Below are 20,345 nucleotides of genomic sequence, written 5' to 3'. Positions count from 1 at the left end.
GCGCCCGTCCAGCGAATGCGGTCATACGCCTCTCTTTACCGCCTGCGGAACCACCGGCTCAATGGGCGAGAAGTCGCTGCGGGTAGCGATGAACTCGGGCCGGGGAGTCAGACCGTGCAGCGGAGCGCCCAGCGCGTTCTCCACGCTGTTGTAGACGAAGAACAGGTTGCTGCGGGGATCGGGGGTGATGTTGCTATTGGACCCGTGCATGGCGTTGCAGTCGAAAAACACCACCGATCCGGCCGGCCCCTTCATCGACTCGATCCCGCCCCGGTCCACCAGGAAGCGCAGGCTGGCCTCGTCCGGCACGCCGTACTCCTGCTTCCTGAGGGACTGCTTGTAGTGCTCATCGGGCGTCTCGCCCACGCACTGGATATAGTGCATGTGGGAGCCAGGGATGATCATCAGCGGGCCGTTGTGCTCGTCGTTGTCGGTGAGCAGGATCGAGCAGGAAACCGCCCGCATGCGCGGCATGCCGTCTTCCACGTGCCAGGTCTCGAAGTCGCTGTGCCAGTAGAACTCTTTGCCCTTGAAGCCGGGCTTGCGGTTGGCGCGTGACTGGTGGATGTAGACCTGGCTGCCTAGGATCTGGCGGGCGATGTTCACCAGCCGGATATCGCGCGCGAGCTGGTCGAGCACGGGGCTCAGGCGATGTACCATGAAGACCGAGCGCACCTCGCCGCTGCCCGGCTCGGCGATCACCTCGTCGCGGCCCTCGAGCTTCGGATCGTGGGCCAATCTCTCCACCTCGCTCAGGAATCGCGCAACCTCCTCCGGGCTGAAAAGCTGCTTCAGGAGAATGAAGCCCTTTTTGGCGTAGCGGGCGAGCTGGTGTTGCGACAGGTCCGTCGGGCCCTGTTCCTTCCAGCCATCATAGACCACGGGATCTTGGCGCAGGATGATCGCGGCTTCGCTGTCGGATCGCGATTTATAGACGTCGGTCACGGTAATCATGTTTCCGCTGCCTCCAATACTCGGTTGCGGAAGCGGCCAGCCGGGCGCCGGTGCCACGGCCTCACGCACGCCTCAGCGCGCTCGCCACCTAGCCGGCGGCCGCCTCCTCGGTGATCGGATAGACGCCCTCTTCGTCGTGCACTTCGGCGCCGGTGAGGGGCGGATTGAACACGCACACCAGGCGCATGTCGGTGCGGGCGCGAAGGACGTGCTTGTCGTGCCGGTCCAGGGCGTACAGGGTTCCCGGCGTGATGGAGTGGATCGCGCCGTCCGCCAGCGTCTCCACTTCGCCTTCGCCCTCGACGCAGAACACCGCCTCCAGGTGATGGCGGTACCACATGGACGTCTCGGTGCCGGCATGGATGATGGTCTCGTGCAGCGAAAAGCCCATGCCGTCCCGCTTGAGTAGCAGCCTGCGGCTCACCCAGTTGGGCGCGTGCACGTCGCGCTCGGTGCCGAGCACGTCGGATACCCTGCGCACGATCATCGGCCGCCCCCCGCCGCCTTCTTCAGGGTGCGGACGTTGGAGCTGGTGGCGAGGCGAACGCCCAGCGTCTCGGCGACGCATTGCTCCAGGAGGTACAGCCCGTCGGCCAGCAGCTCGGTATCGATGGTCAGGGGCGGTAGCAGCTTGATCACGTCGTCTTCTGCGCCCGACGTTTCCATCACGAGGCCGCGCTTGAACGCGGCCGCCGTGATCCGGTTGGGCAGCCCCGGGACCTGCGACGCCAGCCCCTGGATCATCCCGCGCCCTCGGGCTTCGAACTGGCCGCCGGGATAAGCGTCGGCGATGTGCTCGAGCCACAGGCGCATGATCTTGCCCTTGCGCTCCACCTCCCGGGTGAGATCGCCGCTGCTCCAGTAGCGCAGCAGCGCCTCGCGGGCAGTGACGAATGCCAGGTTGTTGCCGCGGAACGTGCCGTTGTGGGCGCTCGGGCGCCAGACGTCCAGCTCGGGCTTCATCAGGACCAGGGACATGGGCAGCCCGAAGCCCGAGAGGGACTTGGACAGGGTGACGATATCTGGGCTGATGCCGACGCCTTCGAAGCTGAAGAAGGTACCGGTGCGCCCGCAACCCACCTGGATGTCGTCCACGATCAGCAATACGTCGTGGCGCCGGCACACCTGCTCCAGACGCCGCAACCACTCGAAGCGGGCCGCGTTCACGCCACCCTCGCCCTGCACGGTCTCGACGATCACCGCGGCGGGGACATCGATGCCGCTCGATTTGTCCGCCAGCAGGCGGTCGAGCAGCTCCGTGGTATCGACCCCGTCGATGTAACCGTCGTAGGGCATGAACTGCACGTTGGGCAGCGGCTGGCCCGCAGCGGAGCGGAACTTCTCGTTGCCGGTCGCCGCGAGGGACCCGCCGGTGACCCCGTGAAAGGCGTTGGTGAAGGCGATGATGCCGGTGCGGCCTTTCGCCTGGCGCGCGAGCTTGAGGGCCGCCTCGACCGCGTTGGTGCCGGTGGGTCCAGGGAACTGGACCTTGTAGTGCATGCCCCGCGGTTGCAAGATCACGCGCTCGAAGGTCTCCAGAAACTCCTTCTTGGCGGTCGTGGCCATGTCGAGGCCGTGGACGACGCCGTCGTGCTCCAGGTAGTCCAGCAGCCGGGCCTTCATTCCCGGCTCGTTATGGCCGTAGTTGAGCGTTCCCGCCCCGGCGAAGAAATCGATGTAGCGGTTGCCGTCCTCGTCCCACAGGATGGGGCCCTGCGCCTTGGTGAAGACCGCGGGGAACGAACGGACGTAGCCCCGCACCTCCGATTCCAGTCGATTGAAAATTCTCAGGTTCATGCCATCTCTCCTTTCTCGGCTGGTTTCTGGATCGGGCCGATCACAAGCAAGCGTTCTTCCTCGTGATCCTCGGTCCCGAACATTTGCGGCGTGAACAGGGGGCGTTCCTCGATCCGCGCATCGAGCGCCCGGGCGAGGGCGGCGAACATGGCCCGCGACGCCCCGTTGCCGGGCGAAACGGTGGTCTCGATCCGGGTGATGCGAGAAAGGGCTTTTCGCTTCAGCAGTGCGAGCAGCATGCGCTTGCCAAGGCCCCGGCCGCGCGCATCCGGACGCACCGCCACCTGCCAGACGAACAGGGTGTCCTCCCGGCGCGGAGGGACGTAGGCGGATACGAACCCGACCGCCCGCCCGTCCTCCCGCGCCAAGATGCAGGTCTCGGCGAAATGGTGGGCCAGCAACAGGTAGGCGTAAGTGGAGTTGACGTCGAGGGGCGGGCAGGCGCGGATGAGCCTGCGGATCTCGTCGCCGTGCTCGATCGTCGGCGGTGCCAGTTGGATGGGCCGCTGGTCGGCCTGGGAATATTCCGTGCTGATCGCGATAAGCCTGCCTCCTCGTCCATACGATAGAGATGATCCAGGGGAAAAGCCCCGTGCCGCGGACCCGACACCCGCTTCAGCGCAGTTCCCTCAGGGTCGGCTGAGGGGCCCGGTTTCGAGAATCGGCGCGGAATCGATGTGCTGGGCCTCCATGAGCTGCACGATGCGCTCCAGCGCCAGGGCGATGGCGGCCTGCTCCAGTTCCGGCAGGCGGTTGAGACCTTGAGCTAGCCGCTCCTGTAGCGGCGAAGGCGCCTGGGCGGCTAGGGCCGCCCCTCGTTCGGTCGCGCTGACCCGAACGATGCGCCGGTCCTCCACCCCGCGGCTGCGGGTCACCAGGCCCTTCTCCTCCAGCCGGTCCAGGATGCCCACCACGGTGCTCGGGGAAAGGTGCACTTCTTTGGCCAACGCGGTGGCGGTCATCGGCCCGCCGTTCACCACCGCCAGCAGGCACACGAGCTGCGGCGCGGTGATGTGGCTCTGGGACTCCAACTGCTTGGAGTACATGTCCACGCAGCGGATGATGCGCCGGATGGCGCGCAAGACTCGCAAATCGTATCGGACACTCGCCCGGCCATCCTCCACCTCCGGGATCGCCTCGAGCCGGGGAGGAGGTTGGGCGCCGGTAGCCGTCTCCTCGACCAGGGGGAGCGGCTCGATCCTAGGGTCGACGCTGGTTACCATGAGCGGCCTCGCCATGAAATTTCGACAGAAATCATCCTGAATATTATTATTTCTTCTGAAATGATGTTAATCATAATCAATTTCCACGGCCTGTCAACCCTAGGGGCTTTCGAATGGTGAAACACAGATCAGGCAGCGGCGAGTCGCCCGGGGGTTTCCGCGCTTCGGCAGCGTGGTCTTCCCGGCCGAAGCCTCGCCGTAGCGAGGCGTGAAAGAGCTCGGTGGGTGGCGGTAGACCCCGAGAATCGCCGCAGAGGCGGCCCGCGCCCCTGGGGAGTCTCAGGGCGCTTTGGGAGGCGGCCCGCCCGCGAGTTGCTTGAGGAGGTGGGACTCCCGCTTGTAGAAACCCTCCGTGTGAAAGGTTTCCGGCAGCCGGTAGAGCTCGTAGTCCAGGTGATGGCACAGCTCGTGTAGTACCGTGCGCAGGAAGGTGCGGAACTTCACCACCTGCCCCCGCTGGGCAGTGCGCATCCAGACCGAGATCTTGGGCGGCGTTGCGTCCCCGGTGGGCTCGTACAGGCCATGGAGCTCGCCGCCCGCCACCTGGGGCCGGGTCTTGTACACCTTGATGCGCACCGGCGGCACGCCCAGCCGTCGGGCAAGCTCGTCCAGCAACCGCTGACAGGCCAGCTCCGTGGCGCCGGGATGCTCGGCGGCCAGGGCCTGGGCGATGAGGTCCACCAGGGGATGCAGGTCCTCCACGCCGGGCACGGGCACCGCCTCGATCCTGTCGCTCGCGTCGTAGACGCGCTTGCGGCGGGGGCTCAAACGGTCGTAGAAGGCAAAAGGCATGGCGTCGAGGAAGCGCGGGGCGATTCTAACCGCCCGCTTCCCTAGGTGGAAAGGGCGAAGGGAAAAGGGGCTGACGCCCGACCTTCTCTCTCCGTGTCGCGCTGCGGGCTTTGCAAAGGCTCGAGACAAGCGCTTGACGATTTCTAACAAATCGGCGCGCTGAACTTAAGCCCGATCTCTTCGAACCTCCGTCCTGCCAAGTGAGTGCTAGCTTGCGCGGAAAGGAAGGCCGGAGCTTGTCCGATGTCCTGATGGCAGCCGCACCCCAAGCGCCCAGTTTCATCCCGAGTGAGGTGGAGCGAGGGGCCTAGGTGTTTCAGGAACGAGTCCGCCTTAAGGCATGCTGAAGGGTTCGCCAGGGCGCCGGGGAAACCCGCTTAGCGGCGGCCGAAGCCCCGCGTCCCGCGGCCAGGCATTAGAATGCCAAAGCTAAGCCGGGCCTCCCTTTCCTTCAACCCATGACCGAACCGAGCGATTTCTTCAATCCCTACCGCCACCATTTCGTGCGGGTCGCCGTGGCCGTCCCCGAGGTGCGGGTGGCGGACCCGGACTTCAACGCCGCCCAGACCGTCGCCCTCATGGGCCGGGCAGCGGAGGAGCGGGTGGCGCTTGTGGTCTTTCCCGAGCTGGGGCTGTCCGCTTATTCCTGCGAAGACCTGTTCCACCAGCAGGCTCTGCTCACGGGCTGCCGCGAGGCCCTGGCCCGGGTGCTCAAGGAGACGGCGGAGCTTCCCCTGTTGGCCGCGGTAGGGCTGCCCCTGGAGATCGACGGGCGGCTCTATAACTGTGCCGCCCTGATCCACCGGGGGCGGGTGCTGGGGGTAGTGCCCAAGACCTACCTGCCCAATTACCGGGAATTCTACGAACGGCGCCAGTTCACCCCGGGCGATTGTACTGCCCGGGATAGGATCGCCCTCTGCGGCCAGGAGGTCCCTTTCGGGGCCCGGCTGCTGTTCCAGGCTGAGGACCAGCCGCGCTTCGTGGTACACACGGAGATCTGCGAGGACCTGTGGGTGCCGGTGCCCCCCTCGTCCTATGGGGCGCTCGCCGGAGCCACGGTGCTCGTGAACCTTTCCGCCTCCAACGTGACCCTGGGCAAGGACGACTACCGCCGTCAGCTCGTGGCCAACCAATCGGGCCGCTGCCTGGCGGCCTATCTCTACTCGGCCTGCGGGCCGGGAGAGTCCACCACCGACCTCGCCTGGGACGCCCACGCCCTCATCTATGAAAACGGCTCCCGGCTCGCCGAGTCGGAGCGCTTCGCCTACCGGTCCCAGCTCGTCGCCGCTGACATCGACCTGGAGCGGCTCGTCCAGGACCGCCTGCGCCAGGGCACCTTCGCCGACTCGGCCCGGATCCACCGGGACGCGGTGGCCGCTTTCCGCACCGTGCCCTTCCGGCTGGAAACCCTCGCCCAGGGATTCCTGCCCTTGAAGCGCCCCCTAGAGCGCTTCCCCTACGTGCCCGCCGATCTCTCGCGACGGGACGAGCGCTGCCGGGAGGTCTACGAGATCCAGGTGCAGGGGCTGGTGACGCGCCTCAAGGCTACCGGTATCGACAAGGTGGTGATCGGCGTCTCCGGCGGGCTCGACTCCACCCAGGCCCTGCTGGTGTGCGCCCGGGCCATGGACGTGCTGAACCTTCCCCGCACCCACATCCTCGCCTACAGCCTGCCCGGGTTCGCCACCTCCCCCCGCACCCGCCGCCAGGCCCAGCGGCTGATGGCGGCCCTGGGGACGAGCGCCCGGGAGCTGGACATCCGCCCCGCCGCGGAAGCCCTGCTGCGGGCGATCGGCCATCCCCACCGCGAGGACAGGCCCGTCTTCGACGTTACCTTCGAGAACGTGCAGGCGGGCGAACGCACGAGCCATCTGTTCCGCCTCGCCAACCTGCACGGGGCCATGGTGGTGGGCACCAGCGACCTCTCGGAGCTAGCCCTGGGCTGGTGCACCTACGGGGTGGGCGACCACATGGCCCACTACCACGTGAACGCGAGCGTGCCCAAGACCCTGATCCAATACCTGATCCGCTGGGTCGCGGCCACCGGCCGCTTCGGTACCGAGGCGAGCCAGGTCCTCTTAGAGGTGCTGGAGACCGAGATCAGCCCGGAGCTGGTGCCGGGCGCCGACGGCGACCAGCCCGGGCAGCGCACCGAGGAGATCATCGGACCCTACGAGCTAGTGGATTTCTTCCTCTACTATGTGCTGCGCTTCGGCTATTGCCCGGAGAAGGTGGCCTACCTGGCCTGGTGCGCCTGGCACACCAAGGCAACCGGCACCTGGCCCGACATTCCCGAGGCGAAACGCCACCAGTACACCATCGCCGAGATCAAACGCTGGCTCGGGGTGTTCCTGGACCGCTTTTTCCGCCTGAGCCAGTACAAGCGCAGCGCCCTGCCCAACGCCCCCAAGGTGGGTTCCGGCGGCTCCCTTTCCCCCCGAGGCGACTGGCGCGCCCCGAGCGACGGGAACGCCCGCGCCTGGCTCGCCCGCCTCGCCGCCATCCCTGACCGAGAAAGCCCGCCCCGGAACGGGCCTTGACCGGCCTGCCTCCCGATTCAAGAATGGACCGGCAACCTCCCCGCCCAGGCTGACCGGTTGAAGGACTCCTTCGTCGAATTGGACGGTGCCCTGGTGGGCACCCTCACCCAGCGGCCGACCCACGTGGCCGTTTGCTTCCCCCGGGTGCCCCTGCACCTGCGAGGGCGCAGCGCTGGCGAAGTCACCCCTATGGTGGAGGCCGAGCTCCGCCTGTGGGGCGCCACGGTGGAACAGGCGCCGCGCCGGCTGCCGCGGCGGCTTTCGAAATGGGAAATCCGCTGCCGCAGCATTTTCCTGACCCGTGAGCTGCCTCTGGGATTCGCCGCCTCGGGCCGCGTGCACCTGGTGATCGAATTCGACCGGGACCAGGCGCTGGCGGTCACCGCCACTCGGGCGAGCCTGCGCATCCTGAAGCGGGTCTCCCAGCTCGCGCCGCCTTCCGCCAGGGCGCGGACCCGGGAGCGCCGCCGTCCCCGCCCGGCTTCGGCCCGGCGGCGGCTCGCCAACCCCTGAAAAAAGCCCCTGAGCATCCTTCCCGGATTTGCCTTCCAGGGCCACCCCATGGATCCCGTTTTAAATAAATTTTAGGAATAAATATCTGGCTTTAAATTTCTTTGAGAATATATGTCCCAGGAATAGGATAAGAGCCATTAATGTGTGCATAAAAATTTCTGACCTCTTCCCATGGACGGTTTCGATCCCTCGACTTCCCTGGCGGGATTCCTGGTGGGCGTGCTGGTGGGCTTGACCGGCATCGGCGGCGGCGCCCTCATGACGCCGCTGCTCATTCTGGTGCTGGGGGTGGCGCCCGCCGCCGCGGTGGGGACCGACCTACTCTACGCCGCCCTTACCAAGGTGGGCGCCACTCGGTGGAATCACCGGGAGCGGGTGGTGGACTGGCGCACCGTGGGGTTGCTCGCCCTCGGAAGCCTGCCTGCCAGCCTCCTGGCGCTGGCCTGGCTGGGGCAAGTCGGCAGCCCCGAGGGACTGGATAGGGCGGTGCGTGCCGTCCTGGCCGGGGCCCTCATCCTCACCGGCCTGGCACTCCTCTTCGGGCGGCGGGCCCAGGCCTTGGCTGCCCGCGCCCGGCTCGTGGAGCGGCTCGGGGGTGAGGCTCGCGCGACCATCGCTATGGGGGCGGCCATGGGGGTGCTGGTTACCGTCTCGTCGGTGGGCGCCGGCGCCCTGGGGGTGGCCTTTCTCTCCATGGTGTACCCCGAGTGGGCCGCCCGGCGCATCGTGGCGACCGACATCGCCCACGCCGTGCCCCTCACCCTGGTGGCCGGCCTCGGCCATGCGGCCCTGGGCACGGTGCAGTGGGGGCTGCTCGCTGGCCTGCTCCTCGGGTCGATCCCCGGCGTCTGGGTGGGAACGCGGCTCTGCGGCGCGCTCCCGGAGCCGGTGCTGCGCCGGATCATGGGCACGGCGCTGTTGGCGGTCGCCGGCAAACTCGCTTGGTAAGAAAAGGAAAAACCCATGGGCAAGTCCAGCCTTTCCCACCGTTTCCCAGGCCCCGGGCCCCGGGCGCAGAAGCTCGCCCGGCTGGAGGACACGGTGCGCCACATCGCCCGGGATTTCAGCCCCGCAGCCCTCGCCTCCAGCCTGGGCGCCGAGGATATGGTGCTGACCGACGCCATCCTGCGCCTAGGTGCCTGCATCGAGATCTTCACCCTCGACACGGGAAAGCTCCATCCGGAGACGCTGTCGCTAATGGAAGCGGTCGAGAGCCGCTACGGCTATCGCATGCGCACCTTCGAGCCCGATCCCCGGGCCGTCCTGGCGTTCCACGAGGCCCACGGCGACGACGGCATCTATCGCAGCATCGCGATACGCAAACGCTGCTGCGAAATCCGCAAGCTCGCACCTTTGAAGCTCGCCCTGGCGGGCAAGCGGGCCTGGATCACGGGGCTGCGCCGGGAGCAGTCCATTACCCGGGCGGATATCGCAGAACGGGAGTTCGACGTCCAGCACGGGCTCGTCAAATTCAACCCCCTCGCCGACTGGAGCGAGGAGGAGGTGTGGAACTACCTCCGGGCCTTCGACGTCCCCTACAACCCTCTCCACGACCGGGGCTTCCGCAGCATCGGCTGCGCGCCCTGCACCCGGCCGGTGGCTCCGGGGGAGGACCCGCGGGCGGGCCGCTGGTGGTGGGAGGAGCCCGCCACCCGGGAATGCGGCCTGCACGTGGGGCCCGACGGAAAGCTTGTTCGATCGAGACAGGTGCAACCATGAACGATGCCTTTCACCAGCATGCCTTCGCCGGCGCCCCGACAAAGACGCTGGACCCCCTCGACTGGCTCGAGGCGGAAGCGGTCTTCGTCCTGCGGGAAGTCGCCGCGGAGTGCGCCAATCCCGCTCTGCTCTTCTCCGGCGGCAAGGATTCGGTGGTGTTGTTCCGGCTGGCCCAGAAGGCCTTCTACCCCGGCAGCCTGCCTTTTCCCCTGCTGCACATCGACACCGGGCACAACTTTCCCGAAGTGCTGGAATTCCGCGACCGGCTCGTTCGGGAAACGGGAGTGCGGCTCATTGTGCGCTCGGTGGAGGATTCCATCCGCCGCGGCACGGTGCGCCTACGGGCCGAGGACGAGTCGCGAAACGCCGCCCAGACGGTCACCCTGCTGGAGGCGGTGCGGGAATTCGGCTTCGACGCCTTGATCGGTGGCGCCCGCCGGGACGAAGAGAGAGCCCGGGCCAAGGAACGGGTGTTCTCCTTTCGGGACCGCTTCGGCCAGTGGGACCCAAAGGGCCAGCGGCCGGAGCTTTGGACTCTCTATAACTCGCGGGTGCTCGAAGGAGAGCACCTGCGGGTGTTCCCCTTGAGCGACTGGACCGAGCTGGACGTGTGGCAGTACATCGCCCGGGAGGGCCTCAACCTGCCGTCCCTCTATTTCGCTCACCGGCGCCCGGTCGTCCGCCATCGCGGGCTGCTCGTCCCCGTGACGCCCCTGCGGCCGCCCCGGGACGGGGAAGCCGTGGAAGAACTCTCGGTGCGCTTCAGGACCGTGGGGGACATGAGCTGCACCTGCCCGGTGGAATCCTCCGCCACGACCGTGGAGGAGGTGATCGAGGAAACCCGGCGGGCGGCGGTCACGGAGCGGGGCGCAACGAGGCTCGACGACTACACGGCGGAAGCTTCCATGGAGCGGCGCAAACGGGAAGGCTATTTCTGAGGAGCCATGCCATGACCACACCGGCAGAGATCATCCCGCTCAAGCGGGACATCACCCTCAACCCCGAGCGCGGCCTGCTGCGCTTCATGACCGCGGGGGACGTGGACGACGGCAAGAGCACTCTGATCGGGCGGCTCCTCCTCGAGACCGGCGCCATCTACAGCGACCAGATGGCGGCCCTGGTGCGCGCCTCCCGGCGCCGGGGGGAGGCGACCATCGATCTGTCGCTGCTCACCGACGGGCTGGAGGCCGAGCGGGAGCAGGGCATCACCATCGACGTCGCCTACCGCTACTTCAGCCACGGCGAACGCAAGTACATCATCGCTGACGCCCCCGGGCACGAGGAGTACACCCGCAACATGGCCACCGCCGCGAGCCGGGCGGACGCGGCGGTGATCCTGGTGGACGCGACCAAGGGAGTCACGCGCCAGACCGCCCGGCACTTCGCCTTGGCGCGGCTGCTGGGGGTGCGCCATTTCATCGTGGCCGTCAACAAGATGGACCTGGCGGCCTTCAGCCGCCGGGCGTTCGTCGAGCGGGCCCGGGAAGTGGCGGCCCTCGCCGGGAAGCTCGGGTTGGTTGACACCGTCAGCGTCCCCGTCTCGGCGACCGCCGGCGAGCACGTGGCGGCGCGCCGAGGCGCCATGCCCTGGTACGAGGGCCCCACCGTGCTCGATGCGCTGGAGCGCCTGGACCCCGCCCGCGACCTAGGACCGCAGCCTTTTCGCTTTTTCGTGCAACTGGTAGGCCGCCCGCTGCAACCGGGCCAAGGCCGGCGGCTCATGGGGCGCGTGGAGTCGGGGGCGGTAGCGCCCGGCATGGAGGTCTGGATTTACCCCGGCGCGCGCTCGGCCCAGGTGCGCACCGTGCTGGGCCTCGACGGCCCGGTGGAGCGGGCCCAAGCCGGCGACGCGGTCACCCTGGTGCTGGACCGGGAGCTGGACGTCTCCCGGGGCAGCCTGATCGCCAGTCCCGCCTCACCCCCCACGGTCAACACCGTCGCCCAGGCCACCCTGTGCTGGTTCGATCGCGAGCCCCTGCGGGAGGGTGCCCCCTACGCGTTGAAGCTGGGCACCCGCACCGTGAAGGCCCGGGTGCTGGAAGTGGAATCCCGGCTGGACATGGACACCCTGGCCGACGGGCCCGTCGGTGAGGCGCTGCAAGCCAACGACATCGCCCGGGTGACGCTCCTTTTCCAGGAGCCCCTCGCCTTCGACCCGTACACGCGCCGCCGGGGCACCGGGAGCTTCATCCTGATCGACGAATGGAGCGCCCGCACGGTGGCGGCCGGCATGGTGCTGGACTCCGCGCCGACGCTTGGCGCCCACGACTGGGCGGCGTAGAGGCTACAAACCCCGCAAGCCGCTGCGTTCCAGAACCTCGAGCGCCCGCCGGGCGGGCATGTAATCGGGATCGTACTCGAGCGCCCGCTCGAACGCGTGCCTGGCTTCCTCGATCCGCCCCTGGGCGAGCCATACCCGCCCCAGGTTGAAATGGGGAAACTGGTAGCAGCAATAGCGCTTGGCCTTGGTGGCCTTTCCCAGCCAGGGAACCGCCTCCTCCAGCCGCCCGAGGTCGATGAGATAAACCCCGATGTCGTTGTACGGGTTGCCGAAGTCCGGATCGAGCCGGATCGCGATCTCGCACTGGGCGATGGCCTCCTCGAGCTTGCCAAGACGGCTCAACGACCAGCCGAGAAAGGTATGGGCCTCGGCTGTGGGATGGATAGAAATGGACTCGCGGTAGCGCTCGATGGCACGCTCGTACTCGCCGTAGAGGTGGAGGAGATAGCCCAACTGCCAGGCCGCCCGGGCCCGCTCCTCGGGGGATTCGGTCTCCTGGGCGGTGCCGAGCCGGCCGTTGGCGGTAGAGACCGAATAGTCCGCCCAGTCCTTGAAGCGGAAGCCACAGGCCCGGCCCTTGACTGCGCGGAAGAAGGCGATCAGGGCCTCCAGCTCTGCGCGGCGCACGCGCCGCTCCCCCAGCTCCCAACGGCCGCGGGAGGCGGCCCAATTAACATTGCGCTTCTCGAAGCCCGACTGCACTTCGATCACGTCTGTGGAGTATTCCGGGCCGCCCACCGTGTCGTAGACGATGAGGCCGTCGTTCAAGCGGATCTCGACGAAGCTCATAGGTTGCGGCGGGCCCGCTCCAGGGCGAGCCGCATCTCTGCTGCAATCTGGCCTTGGGAACGCCTAAAGCTCGAAGCGTCCGGGGTCTGGATCGTCATTTGCACCACCACGGGAGGCTCGCCGGCGCCGACCGACGGCACCAGACCGCCCGAGGCAAACGCCAGCCGCCCGGAGACGACGGGCGGGGGCACGCGCAGGCCGTTAATGGCGTCCAGAAACGCTACACCCAGCTGCCGCACGGCGGCGGCCCGCACCACGTACTCGCCGGCGGACAGCCGTGCGGGGATCGAATCCGAGGTGGAGGTGCCCGGGCCGGAGACGTAGCCTCCGGCCGCGAAGAACTTGAAGCCCTTAAAGAAGTCGGCGATGAAGCCGCCGATACCACCGCCTTTTCCTCCGAAGCCTGCAAAGAGCTGCTCGGCGAACTTCTGGGCGATAATGCGGTTGATGGTGGCGAGGATCGAGCGGCCAAAGTCGAGGAAGGCCTGCTTGGCCGACTTGGCGCCTTGCCCGATGGACACGAACATGTCCTCGAAGGCCTGCTTCACGCTGGTGTTGAGGCTCTCGGCGATGGGGTCGACCACCTGCTTGACGGAGGCCAGCTCGTTCTTCCACGCCTGCACCCGCGCCACGGCCTCTGGTCCAAGCGCCTGCGCGGCAGCCTCCATCTTCGGCAGCAACTCATCGAGCGCAGCGGCGGCCTGCCGGTGCGCCTCGGCGATCCGCGACTGCGCGTCCGCCGTGGTGATCAGGCCTTGGCTCTGCTGGATATTGATCGACTGCTCGGCGTTGCGCATGGTCTCCAGCGCCAGCCGCCAGGACTGCTCCAGCGCCTGGAGGTTGGCCTGCGCGGCCTTGACGTCAATCAGCCGGTCGATGAGCGAGACGCCCTGTGTGTCGCCCTCTGCGGCGAGACGGGCGCGAAGATCCCTGTATTGCCGCTCGATCGCAGCGCGGCGGTCTGCATCCGTTGCTTGGCCTGTGATGTTCGCCAGCTCCTCCCGCGCTTGCGCCAGCGCATCAGCCAAGTCGCGCTCGGCCTGGGCCGCCTTGCGGGCGTTCGCCTGCTCGATGTCGGCGCGGCGGTCGTTGAGCGTGATGAGTTCCGCTTCGAGCTTGGCCACCTCGCCCCTGGCGCGAATGCGATCTGCCTCCGTCTTGCCAGAGGACGCCAGCCGTTGCTGCTCGGCCAGCATCTGCCGCGTCCTGGCGATCTCGGCGTCGATCTCACTGGTTTCGATCGCCGTCTTGGCGGCGTAGAAGTCCCGGATCGAAATCAGCCGATCCTCGAGCGCAGCCTCATAAGCGGCCTGGGCGCGCGCAAGGCCACTTTTGAGGAGGGTAAGCTCGGCCTCGGCGGCGTCCTTGGCAGCAGCAAGTCTCGCCGCGGCCGTATCTTCTGCGAACTTCGCGCGGATTGCCGCCTCGGCGCGCTTGAATTCCTGACTCATTTCGCTGATGCCCGCGGCCTTGGCCTTCTCGCGCAGCTCCGTCAGCGCATCCTTAAGTTGTTGGGATTTGTCGCGGAACTGCTTGAGGTAGTCATCCCATTGTCTACGCATCAGCTCGCGGCCAAAATCGGACGGCGCCCCTGGCGCCGCCGTTTCAGACTCCGGCTTGGCGGTCAGTCGCGCGATCCTTTGCTCGTCGGCGGCGATCCTGGCCTGGGCCTCAGACGCGGTGATGAGCCCGGCCGCGGCGGCTTGTCGCGTCTCCTCGATGCGGCGCTTGAGCCGGGCGACGGCGGCCTCCACATCCATGACTCGCTTTTCGTCCTCGCCGGAGGCAGTGTCTTCCGGCAGGAGTGAGGCGGCGCCCAAGCCCCCTGCCACCGCACCGATGCCCGCGCCGATCGCCGCGCCCTTCGGCCCGAACAGGCGTCCCGCCATGGCGCCCGTGCGCGCGCCGGCCAGCACGCCGCCGAGCACGACGAGCTTGTCGCCGTGCTCGACCACGAAGCGCGTGAGATTCCCGATGAGCGCGCCGAACTCGCGCACCGACTGTCGAAAGCCCTGATTCTGGAAGGCTGCGGTCAACTGCTTGGCGGCATCGACCAGCGCCTCCATGAAGCCGGAGCGGGCGAATTCCAGCTTGAGCTCAAGTAGCGCGTTCTCCAGCCGGGCGAAGGCCGCGCGGGCCGTGTTGCTGGCATCCGCCACGCCCTGGCCGAATTCCTGCCGCAGTTGCCGCGCGAAGGCCGGCAGGAAACGGTCGGCAGGAATCATGCCGCGCTCGAGCAGGTCAGAAAACGCCTGCGTGGTGATTCCCAGCGAGCGCGCCGCGATTTGCATCGCGCCATAGAGCCGTTCGCCCAGTTGCTGGCGCAGCTCCTCGCTCGAGACCGTGCCTTTGCTGATCATCTGCTGCACAGCGAGCAGCGCGCCCTGCAGCTGATCCTGCGAAAGCCCAAGCACGGCTGAGGCTTCGGCCAGCGCCGTGAACACTTCGCGCGCTTGGGCGCCCTCCAGCGCCGTGCCGCGCGCGGCGGCGGCGAAGGCGAGCCAGGAGCGCGCCAGCGTCTCCAGCGGTACGCCCAGGCGCTCGGATTCGGCTCGCAGTCGATCCATTTCGCTGGAGGCGGCCTCTGCCGAGCCGAAGACGACGCGCATGGCCGCCTCCAGCGACTCGAACTCGGCGGCCGTGCGGGCGATGCCGCCCACGAGCCCTGCGCCCTGGAAGATCAGGAACGCGCTCTGCGCCAGGCGCTGCATGCTGGCCAACTGTCGGGAGATCGAATCCATCCCTTCGCCAAGCCTTTGCCTGACAGTACGGCCGGAATCGGCGAGCTTGTCCACCTCGCGGCGCAGGCCGACGATGGAGGCAGCCGCGCGGGCGACCTTGGCCTGCACGCCGTCATCCTGTAGACTGAGCTTGAGCGAGATCGACAGGTTGTTGGCCATGGATCGTAAAAACCTACTTCAGGTGTTCGGCAGCTTGTTCTGGCTGATGGCCATCTTCGCGTTCGTTGGCGGGCAGACGTGGGCCGTGTGGGCGATGACGGCAGCCGCCATTGGCTGGCTTGCGGTCTGGCTGACGCTGCCAGGCGCCGCGAAAGGCGCTCTGCTGGGCATCATCGCCGCCATCATTGGTCGCTGACCTCCTTCACCCACCGCTTTCAGTCCTTTTCTTCCGCTTGCACCGCGCGTCTGGGCCGGCACGATGCTAGGGATCAGTCTCGTGACCTGGCTCGCCTTCGCCGCCGCCGCGACACCATCGCGCATCTCGGCTGACCGCAATCACCCGTCCGCCACGATTCTCCGCGCGCAGGCAAGCACCGCATCGAGCGACAAATCCACAACCCGCTCGGCTAGACGCGCCTTGATCCGGTGCCATGCCATATCGTCTCTGACAGCGGCGAGGAACTCCTGTCCCGCCCAGGTAAGCGCCACGCCGTAACAAACGAACCCTGGGCGCGGCGCATCGGCGTTGCACTGGCCGGCAATCAACCCGGACTGGATAAGCAGCCACAGGTGGTAATTCACCGCGTCCGCCGGCCACTCTGGAAACCGGTCGGCAAAGTACCGGCCGGAAAGATCCGGTGCGGTCTCGATGCGCAAGAGGATCATGCGGATCAGTTCCCAATCACGTTTCACGGGTCAACTCCCTCACCCATGCCTTCCAGCCCTTCTCCTCCGCCTGAGCGGCTCGGGCCGCGATGGCCTGCGCAAGCTGCGCCTCACGGTCGAGCCGGGCCGCGGCCTCGGAAAAGTCCCGCGCGAGCGTCCAGGGCATGTCCATCACGTCCCGGTAGCCGAAGCCGGCCCGGACGAGCCGGGCGACCCATGCGTGCCACCAGAGCCGATCGCGGCGGCGATGCGGCTGGTGGCCGTCTCGAGGGCGGGCATCACCCGCCGCACGAAAAAATCCGCATTCGCCTCTATTACCGCCGCCGCCAGCTCGACGAGCTCGTCAGCCTCGCGCGCTTCCAACCACGCGCGCTCGACGCCTGCGCCGATGGCGGTCGCCTCGATCACGCGGTCGGCCTGGCGCATGAGCGCGCCCAGGATGTCTCCCCCGGCCAGCTCGCGCGCGATCGGCTCGACGGCCGCGAGGAACGCCGGCAGGTCGCGCACCTTGACGGGCTGGAGATCGAGGGTCCTGTCAGCAATCGTGATCCGCATGTCCCTGTCCGCCCGCCACGTCAGATCAGCACCACGCGGCCGAACTGACCGAGGAGTGAATCGCCCACCTTGGTCTCGTCATAGAGGGCGGATCCCTCGAGCTGCATCCGGGCGATCTCCTCGCCGATGAGCGAGAGTTCGTTGAGTGGATTCGGCGCGCACTTGTAGAGCTCCACCAGCACGGGCTTGTTGGCATCCGCGCTATTCAGGCCCTCGAAGCGCAGCCACACCTGAGGCTGGGCCTGGGTGAACAGGTTGACGTGGGTGACCTGCGCGTAGGTGTAGTCCGCCTTGAAGGGCTGAACGTAAGTGCCCACGTTCAGGATCTTGATCGTGCCGTGGTCGGCGCTCGCGATCTCATAGTCGGTGTCCTGCACCAGAGTCGCCGGCGTGGCGGCGGAATCCTTGATCACCACCGAAGAGACCTTCTGCTTGGCAAGCCGCACGTAGTCGCCAGGCGCCACTGACTTACCAATGGCGCCGGCACTCCGATGGCCCCAGCCAATGCGCGTGCGCTGTTATTACGCAGGTATTCGTCGAGAGTCATGCGGCGAAATTAGCGAATCGTTATTGCTGTGTCAATAGTGCCGCACGAATTCACAACATTAGCATTCTGCTATCTAATTGATCTAGTGAAAGTCATCGAAGAAATCCGACTGGAAAACCTGCGTACTCTGGTCGCGGCAGCCGGCAGCATTGCGCGATTCGCTGCCATGGTAGGAAAGCAGCCAGCTCAAATTAGCCAGCTGCTTAACCAAGCACGGGATTCAAAGACGGGAAAACCGAAAGCGATCGGCTCTCGACAAGCTCGCGAATTCGAGGCTGCAGCCGGGAAAGAGGTCGGCTGGATGGACCACGACCATTCAGCCGCTCTGATCGGCCCTGCCCGTAAATCTCTGCCACCTCTCCCCGCCGACGAGCAGCAGCTCCTGGCGGCCTACCGGGCCGCCAGGCAGGCAGGAGAGGAGGTCGAGCTCGCGCGGGCGGAAGAAGCATGGATCGTACGCGCCTATCGGGCGGCGCCGGAGGACGCGCGCCGCATGCTCCTCGCGGCGGCTAAGAGCATCAGCATCGCCCCGCACGCTCGTGCATGGGATTTGCGGCGCAAGAAGCGCTAATGCCCCGTGGAGCGCCGCGAACTGCCGGTCTTGCTGTAAGCGACGCCGCGGGAATGCGAATTCGTCCATTTGTTTCGTCTCCTCACCCCGACGCAACAGCACATGCTCCGCAGCATGCTGGTCGAGCTCCTGCGCGGTGCGGAAAGCCAAAACCTGGCCAACGTGTCGGCGCTCACGCGTGCTGAAGACCTGGCAGATCCATGATCCCGGATTTCGATCCCCGCGGCCTTCTGCTCCCTGGTATTCATGAGGCCAGCCTCGATGAGCTGATCCGCCGCTTCGGCGGAAAAGACTGCCGCAACAACCTACTGCGGCTGCTGCGCCAGTTCATCGAAACTGAACTCCTCCCTTGGGCGTCCGGTCTGTACCTGGACATTGCTGGCTCGCTGCTTTCCGACAAGCCCTGCCCAGAAGACACCGACTGCACGCTGCGGGTGCCACTTGAGCGCGCTCCCTCATTGCAAGGCGATTTGCACCGAGTCGGAAGCATGCATGCCCATTCGCGCCTGACAGCGCAATATCGGGTAGACTTCTACATCACGTTTGTCGGCTACGGCAGCGATTTCTCGAGTTTTTTCAATACGTCGGAGAAAAAACCGGCGCCATCAAGCACTTGGCCGCATCCGACCGGCGCGGAATCGTGAGGATCGCGCTATGACCTGGGAAGAGCAGACCAAAACCAAGATCGAGCTGATTCTAGAGCAGATCATGGCCTGGGGCGCCGCCATGGCGCACGAGGACCGGTTGCCGCCGCTCCCGGCCCAGGCGCAGCTCCTCGATGAACTGTACGAGCGCGGCCTGCCGCTTGCACGCCTCCTGGACCGCGCGCATCTCGTGCTGCATGCGGAAGGGCCGGGAGCAGCCAGTGATGGACCCAGGCTTTCCGCGCTCAATTGGCTCGCCTCCACCTCGGAGAGAGTGATGAGAGCGCTGTCGGCCGCATGGATCGAGCTTCAAGGCGCCGATAGCAAACGTCTCATCAAGCGCCTGGATCTGCGACTGGCCGGAATGGCGCCGGGCAGCCTATGGATGGGCTTCCGCATCGAGCCGCCCGCGGGCGATCTGCTGCCGGAAGATACCGAACTCGTGGCGCAGCTCGCGCAGCGCATCGGCCTGCTACCGGAGGCGGCGCGTTTCATTGACGACGAGGGTCTGCGCCCAGGCATTGAGGAAGCCATGCCCGATCCCGCCGAGCGCGATGTGCTGCTGGAAAGCCTCCTGCGCCTCGCCCCGACAGGGCGCGCCGGCATTCATACCCTGGAGGTCGCATCGGGGACGCATGGATCTGCCGCCTTAAGCAACCGCGAGCGCGTCGTGCTGCGTGAGGCGCTGGCGAAACCCTACGGGCGCGATCTGCGCGAAGTGACCCTGCAGGGCGAAGTGCGCGCGGCCGATCTGGATAAAACCCGGATCGTGCTGCGGACTACGGAAGGCGCGCTGCGCTGCGTGCTAACTGAACTGACCGCCCAGCAAGCCAAGACGCTCATTGGCGAGCAGGCGCATGTCAGCGGGCGCGCTGCTCATGACCGGCACGGCAGGCCGCGACTGCTTTTCGTTGAACGCATCGAGCCGATCGCAACGCAAAACCTGTTGTAACACAGATCGCCGGAGCCACCGGGGCCGCCCCCTCACGCCGCCTTGCGCAAAGGCTTGCCCGCCACGATCTCCACCTCCCATGCGTCTCCGCCCTATCTCAAGCGCGGATGCGTCTTGAGGTAGTCCCGCAACGCCGCGTCGATCCTCGTCTGCCAGCCCTCGCCGGTCGCGCGGAAGCGCTCCACCACGTCCCGGGAGAGCCGTATCGTGATGCGCTCCTTGGTGGGCGCCTTCTGCGGCCCGCGCACCCCGAGCTTCTTTCTCAGCGAGGGCGGCAGCGCTTCTTGAGCCGGTTTGAATTTCTTCAGGTCCTCTAGGGTCAATTCGCGCACTTCGCCTTTGGCATCAATCAAGGGTTTGCGCCTTGCCATATCGTCTTGCCTCTCTTGCGTTCGCCTTGCGAAAACTGATGACCCGAATCCCAGTCTCGGTCTCGGTGAAGCAAAGGACGTGCAACCGCTTGTCCAAATAGCATAGCGTGAGGTAGCGCGTCTCGCCGTAGTCCCTGCGGGTGTCCGGGTAAATCAGGGCCGTGTTGAAATCCACCTCCGCCACCCGCTCGAAGGAAAGCCCCCGCTCCCGGATGTTGCGGGCGTTCTTGGCAGGGTCGAAGGTAATTTCCACGGAGCAAATTGTACATACACTTCATTTCCGCGCCAAGCTTTTTGTATGTACGTAGTGGGCGGATAGTTGGGCTTAATTAACGATACGCTATTGACATTTAGTTAGCGTTTCGTTATTGCCGGCAAAAGCCTGAGCGCCGGCGGCTTCGGCGCCAGAAAAATGGGAAGCGTGATGAATCTAGAACCTATCTCAAAATTGTTATCTGCGCGCGTATGAGTTTCTAGAATTGGGTTCATGCTGCGTTTGAGCGACGAACGATGGGAGCGAATTCGGGAGCA

At 66.4% G+C, this 20,345-nt stretch carries 24 protein-coding genes; 10 read left to right on the top strand and 14 right to left on the bottom strand.

The window, feature by feature from the left end:
• Positions 1-21: 21 nt before the first annotated feature.
• The 6 genes from thpD to ACTFO6_RS14425 all read right to left on the bottom strand — a co-directional run bounded on the left by thpD (position 22) and on the right by ACTFO6_RS14425 (position 4,766).
• Positions 22-954, bottom strand: coding sequence for an ectoine hydroxylase (thpD, locus tag ACTFO6_RS14450; RefSeq protein ID WP_439935150.1), 933 nt, complete (start codon positions 952-954; stop codon positions 22-24).
• Between the two features lie 88 nt (positions 955-1,042).
• Entirely contained in the window at positions 1,043-1,441 is a 399-nt protein-coding gene (locus tag ACTFO6_RS14445) for an ectoine synthase (RefSeq protein WP_439935149.1), read from the bottom strand.
• Entirely contained in the window at positions 1,438-2,751 is a 1,314-nt protein-coding gene (ectB, locus tag ACTFO6_RS14440) for a diaminobutyrate--2-oxoglutarate transaminase (protein ID WP_439935148.1), read from the bottom strand. Before ectB ends, ACTFO6_RS14445 begins: the two co-directional genes overlap by 4 nt.
• Complete coding sequence (gene ectA, locus ACTFO6_RS14435; protein WP_439935247.1) at positions 2,748-3,230, bottom strand: diaminobutyrate acetyltransferase; 483 nt, start codon at positions 3,228-3,230, stop codon at positions 2,748-2,750. The genes ectB and ectA overlap by 4 nt, the downstream gene beginning before the upstream one ends.
• 150 nt (positions 3,231-3,380) lie before the next feature.
• A complete protein-coding gene (locus ACTFO6_RS14430) occupies positions 3,381-3,884 on the bottom strand; it encodes a MarR family winged helix-turn-helix transcriptional regulator (protein ID WP_439935246.1) in 504 nt (167 codons plus the stop codon).
• A 369-nt stretch (positions 3,885-4,253) separates the two neighbouring features.
• Positions 4,254-4,766, bottom strand: a complete 513-nt coding sequence (locus tag ACTFO6_RS14425) for a hypothetical protein (protein WP_439935147.1) — start codon at positions 4,764-4,766, stop codon at positions 4,254-4,256.
• A gap of 458 nt (positions 4,767-5,224) precedes the next feature.
• Between ACTFO6_RS14425 and ACTFO6_RS14420 the strand changes: the two genes are divergently transcribed.
• The 6 genes from ACTFO6_RS14420 (at position 5,225) to ACTFO6_RS14395 (ending at position 11,819) form a co-directional block, all read left to right on the top strand.
• The gene (locus ACTFO6_RS14420) at positions 5,225-7,306 is read left to right on the top strand and encodes an NAD(+) synthase (RefSeq protein ID WP_439935146.1); all 2,082 of its coding nucleotides are present in this window, start codon (positions 5,225-5,227) and stop codon (positions 7,304-7,306) included.
• Positions 7,307-7,363: 57 nt separating this feature from the next.
• A complete protein-coding gene (locus ACTFO6_RS14415; protein WP_439935145.1) occupies positions 7,364-7,819 on the top strand; it encodes a hypothetical protein in 456 nt (151 codons plus the stop codon).
• A gap of 171 nt (positions 7,820-7,990) precedes the next feature.
• Positions 7,991-8,767: a sulfite exporter TauE/SafE family protein gene (locus ACTFO6_RS14410; protein WP_439935144.1), complete on the top strand. Its 777-nt coding sequence runs from the start codon at positions 7,991-7,993 to the stop codon at positions 8,765-8,767.
• 15 nt (positions 8,768-8,782) lie between these two features.
• Positions 8,783-9,538, top strand: coding sequence for a phosphoadenylyl-sulfate reductase (locus ACTFO6_RS14405; protein WP_439935143.1), 756 nt, complete (start codon positions 8,783-8,785; stop codon positions 9,536-9,538).
• Positions 9,535-10,476 (top strand): sulfate adenylyltransferase subunit CysD, encoded by a 942-nt coding sequence (gene cysD, locus ACTFO6_RS14400; protein ID WP_439935142.1) that lies wholly within the window; start codon positions 9,535-9,537, stop codon positions 10,474-10,476. The genes ACTFO6_RS14405 and cysD overlap by 4 nt, the downstream gene beginning before the upstream one ends.
• 11 nt (positions 10,477-10,487) lie before the next feature.
• On the top strand, positions 10,488-11,819 hold the full coding sequence (locus ACTFO6_RS14395) for a sulfate adenylyltransferase subunit 1 (RefSeq protein WP_439935141.1): 1,332 nt from the start codon (positions 10,488-10,490) through the stop codon (positions 11,817-11,819).
• 3 nt (positions 11,820-11,822) lie between these two features.
• On the opposite strand, the gene ACTFO6_RS14390 is transcribed toward ACTFO6_RS14395, so the two are convergent.
• Positions 11,823-12,608: a DUF2460 domain-containing protein gene (locus ACTFO6_RS14390; RefSeq protein ID WP_439935140.1), complete on the bottom strand. Its 786-nt coding sequence runs from the start codon at positions 12,606-12,608 to the stop codon at positions 11,823-11,825.
• Entirely contained in the window at positions 12,605-15,508 is a 2,904-nt protein-coding gene (locus ACTFO6_RS14385; protein WP_439935139.1) for a tape measure protein, read from the bottom strand. The genes ACTFO6_RS14390 and ACTFO6_RS14385 overlap by 4 nt, the downstream gene beginning before the upstream one ends.
• Between ACTFO6_RS14385 and ACTFO6_RS14380 the strand changes: the two genes are divergently transcribed.
• The gene (locus ACTFO6_RS14380) at positions 15,507-15,704 is read left to right on the top strand and encodes a hypothetical protein (protein ID WP_439935138.1); all 198 of its coding nucleotides are present in this window, start codon (positions 15,507-15,509) and stop codon (positions 15,702-15,704) included. The two genes, ACTFO6_RS14385 and ACTFO6_RS14380, sit on opposite strands and share 2 nt — an antisense overlap.
• A gap of 140 nt (positions 15,705-15,844) precedes the next feature.
• Here the strand turns inward: ACTFO6_RS14380 and ACTFO6_RS14375 are convergent, their stop codons facing one another.
• The 4 genes from ACTFO6_RS14375 to ACTFO6_RS14360 are packed head-to-tail and all read right to left on the bottom strand — an operon-like array spanning position 15,845 to position 17,193.
• Positions 15,845-16,201, bottom strand: coding sequence for a DUF2513 domain-containing protein (locus tag ACTFO6_RS14375; RefSeq protein WP_439935137.1), 357 nt, complete (start codon positions 16,199-16,201; stop codon positions 15,845-15,847).
• Positions 16,191-16,340 carry a hypothetical protein gene (locus ACTFO6_RS14370; protein ID WP_439935136.1) on the bottom strand — a complete coding sequence of 50 codons (150 nt, stop codon included), beginning with the start codon at positions 16,338-16,340 and terminating at the stop codon, positions 16,191-16,193. The genes ACTFO6_RS14375 and ACTFO6_RS14370 overlap by 11 nt, the downstream gene beginning before the upstream one ends.
• A 5-nt stretch (positions 16,341-16,345) precedes the next feature.
• Complete coding sequence (locus tag ACTFO6_RS14365; protein ID WP_439935135.1) at positions 16,346-16,729, bottom strand: DUF6631 family protein; 384 nt, start codon at positions 16,727-16,729, stop codon at positions 16,346-16,348.
• Positions 16,730-16,749: 20 nt separating this feature from the next.
• The gene (locus ACTFO6_RS14360; protein WP_439935134.1) at positions 16,750-17,193 is read right to left on the bottom strand and encodes a hypothetical protein; all 444 of its coding nucleotides are present in this window, start codon (positions 17,191-17,193) and stop codon (positions 16,750-16,752) included.
• Positions 17,194-17,361: 168 nt separating this feature from the next.
• On the opposite strand from ACTFO6_RS14360, the gene ACTFO6_RS14355 reads away from it, so the two are divergent.
• From ACTFO6_RS14355 to ACTFO6_RS14345, 3 genes are all read left to right on the top strand, one after another.
• Entirely contained in the window at positions 17,362-17,847 is a 486-nt protein-coding gene (locus tag ACTFO6_RS14355; RefSeq protein ID WP_439935133.1) for a hypothetical protein, read from the top strand.
• Between the two features lie 200 nt (positions 17,848-18,047).
• Complete coding sequence (locus ACTFO6_RS14350; RefSeq protein WP_439935132.1) at positions 18,048-18,491, top strand: DUF6932 family protein; 444 nt, start codon at positions 18,048-18,050, stop codon at positions 18,489-18,491.
• A gap of 10 nt (positions 18,492-18,501) precedes the next feature.
• Positions 18,502-19,443: a hypothetical protein gene (locus ACTFO6_RS14345; protein WP_439935131.1), complete on the top strand. Its 942-nt coding sequence runs from the start codon at positions 18,502-18,504 to the stop codon at positions 19,441-19,443.
• Between the two features lie 92 nt (positions 19,444-19,535).
• Here ACTFO6_RS14345 and ACTFO6_RS14340 read toward each other — a convergent pair whose 3' ends face one another.
• Positions 19,536-19,814 (bottom strand): BrnA antitoxin family protein, encoded by a 279-nt coding sequence (locus ACTFO6_RS14340; RefSeq protein ID WP_439935130.1) that lies wholly within the window; start codon positions 19,812-19,814, stop codon positions 19,536-19,538.
• Positions 19,789-20,067: a BrnT family toxin gene (locus tag ACTFO6_RS14335; protein WP_439935129.1), complete on the bottom strand. Its 279-nt coding sequence runs from the start codon at positions 20,065-20,067 to the stop codon at positions 19,789-19,791. Before ACTFO6_RS14335 ends, ACTFO6_RS14340 begins: the two co-directional genes overlap by 26 nt.
• Between the last annotated feature and the right edge of the window lie 278 nt (positions 20,068-20,345).

The organism is Pelomicrobium sp. G1, assembly GCF_051905455.1.
Taxonomy (GTDB): Bacteria; Pseudomonadota; Gammaproteobacteria; order Burkholderiales; family UBA6910; genus Pelomicrobium.
The sequence above is the reverse complement of the archived record's forward strand: the minus strand, read 5'-3'. Positions and strand labels throughout refer to the sequence as shown.

Bases quoted from the DNA above. Each gene is read 5' to 3' on its own strand.
- thpD (WP_439935150.1), bottom strand. From the start codon at position 954: ATGATTACCGTGACCGACGTCTATAAATCGCGATCCGACAGCGAAGCC.
- ACTFO6_RS14445 (WP_439935149.1), bottom strand. From the start codon at position 1,441: ATGATCGTGCGCAGGGTATCCGACGTGCTCGGCACCGAGCGCGACGTG.
- ectB (WP_439935148.1), bottom strand. From the start codon at position 2,751: ATGAACCTGAGAATTTTCAATCGACTGGAATCGGAGGTGCGGGGCTAC.
- ACTFO6_RS14425 (WP_439935147.1), bottom strand. From the start codon at position 4,766: ATGCCTTTTGCCTTCTACGACCGTTTGAGCCCCCGCCGCAAGCGCGTC.
- ACTFO6_RS14420 (WP_439935146.1), top strand. From the start codon at position 5,225: ATGACCGAACCGAGCGATTTCTTCAATCCCTACCGCCACCATTTCGTG.
- ACTFO6_RS14410 (WP_439935144.1), top strand. From the start codon at position 7,991: ATGGACGGTTTCGATCCCTCGACTTCCCTGGCGGGATTCCTGGTGGGC.
- ACTFO6_RS14405 (WP_439935143.1), top strand. From the start codon at position 8,783: ATGGGCAAGTCCAGCCTTTCCCACCGTTTCCCAGGCCCCGGGCCCCGG.
- cysD (WP_439935142.1), top strand. From the start codon at position 9,535: ATGAACGATGCCTTTCACCAGCATGCCTTCGCCGGCGCCCCGACAAAG.
- ACTFO6_RS14395 (WP_439935141.1), top strand. From the start codon at position 10,488: ATGACCACACCGGCAGAGATCATCCCGCTCAAGCGGGACATCACCCTC.
- ACTFO6_RS14390 (WP_439935140.1), bottom strand. From the start codon at position 12,608: ATGAGCTTCGTCGAGATCCGCTTGAACGACGGCCTCATCGTCTACGAC.
- ACTFO6_RS14380 (WP_439935138.1), top strand. From the start codon at position 15,507: ATGGATCGTAAAAACCTACTTCAGGTGTTCGGCAGCTTGTTCTGGCTG.
- ACTFO6_RS14385 (WP_439935139.1), bottom strand. From the start codon at position 15,508: ATGGCCAACAACCTGTCGATCTCGCTCAAGCTCAGTCTACAGGATGAC.
- ACTFO6_RS14370 (WP_439935136.1), bottom strand. From the start codon at position 16,340: ATGCCCTGGACGCTCGCGCGGGACTTTTCCGAGGCCGCGGCCCGGCTC.
- ACTFO6_RS14365 (WP_439935135.1), bottom strand. From the start codon at position 16,729: ATGCGGATCACGATTGCTGACAGGACCCTCGATCTCCAGCCCGTCAAG.
- ACTFO6_RS14350 (WP_439935132.1), top strand. From the start codon at position 18,048: ATGATCCCGGATTTCGATCCCCGCGGCCTTCTGCTCCCTGGTATTCAT.
- ACTFO6_RS14345 (WP_439935131.1), top strand. From the start codon at position 18,502: ATGACCTGGGAAGAGCAGACCAAAACCAAGATCGAGCTGATTCTAGAG.
- ACTFO6_RS14340 (WP_439935130.1), bottom strand. From the start codon at position 19,814: ATGGCAAGGCGCAAACCCTTGATTGATGCCAAAGGCGAAGTGCGCGAA.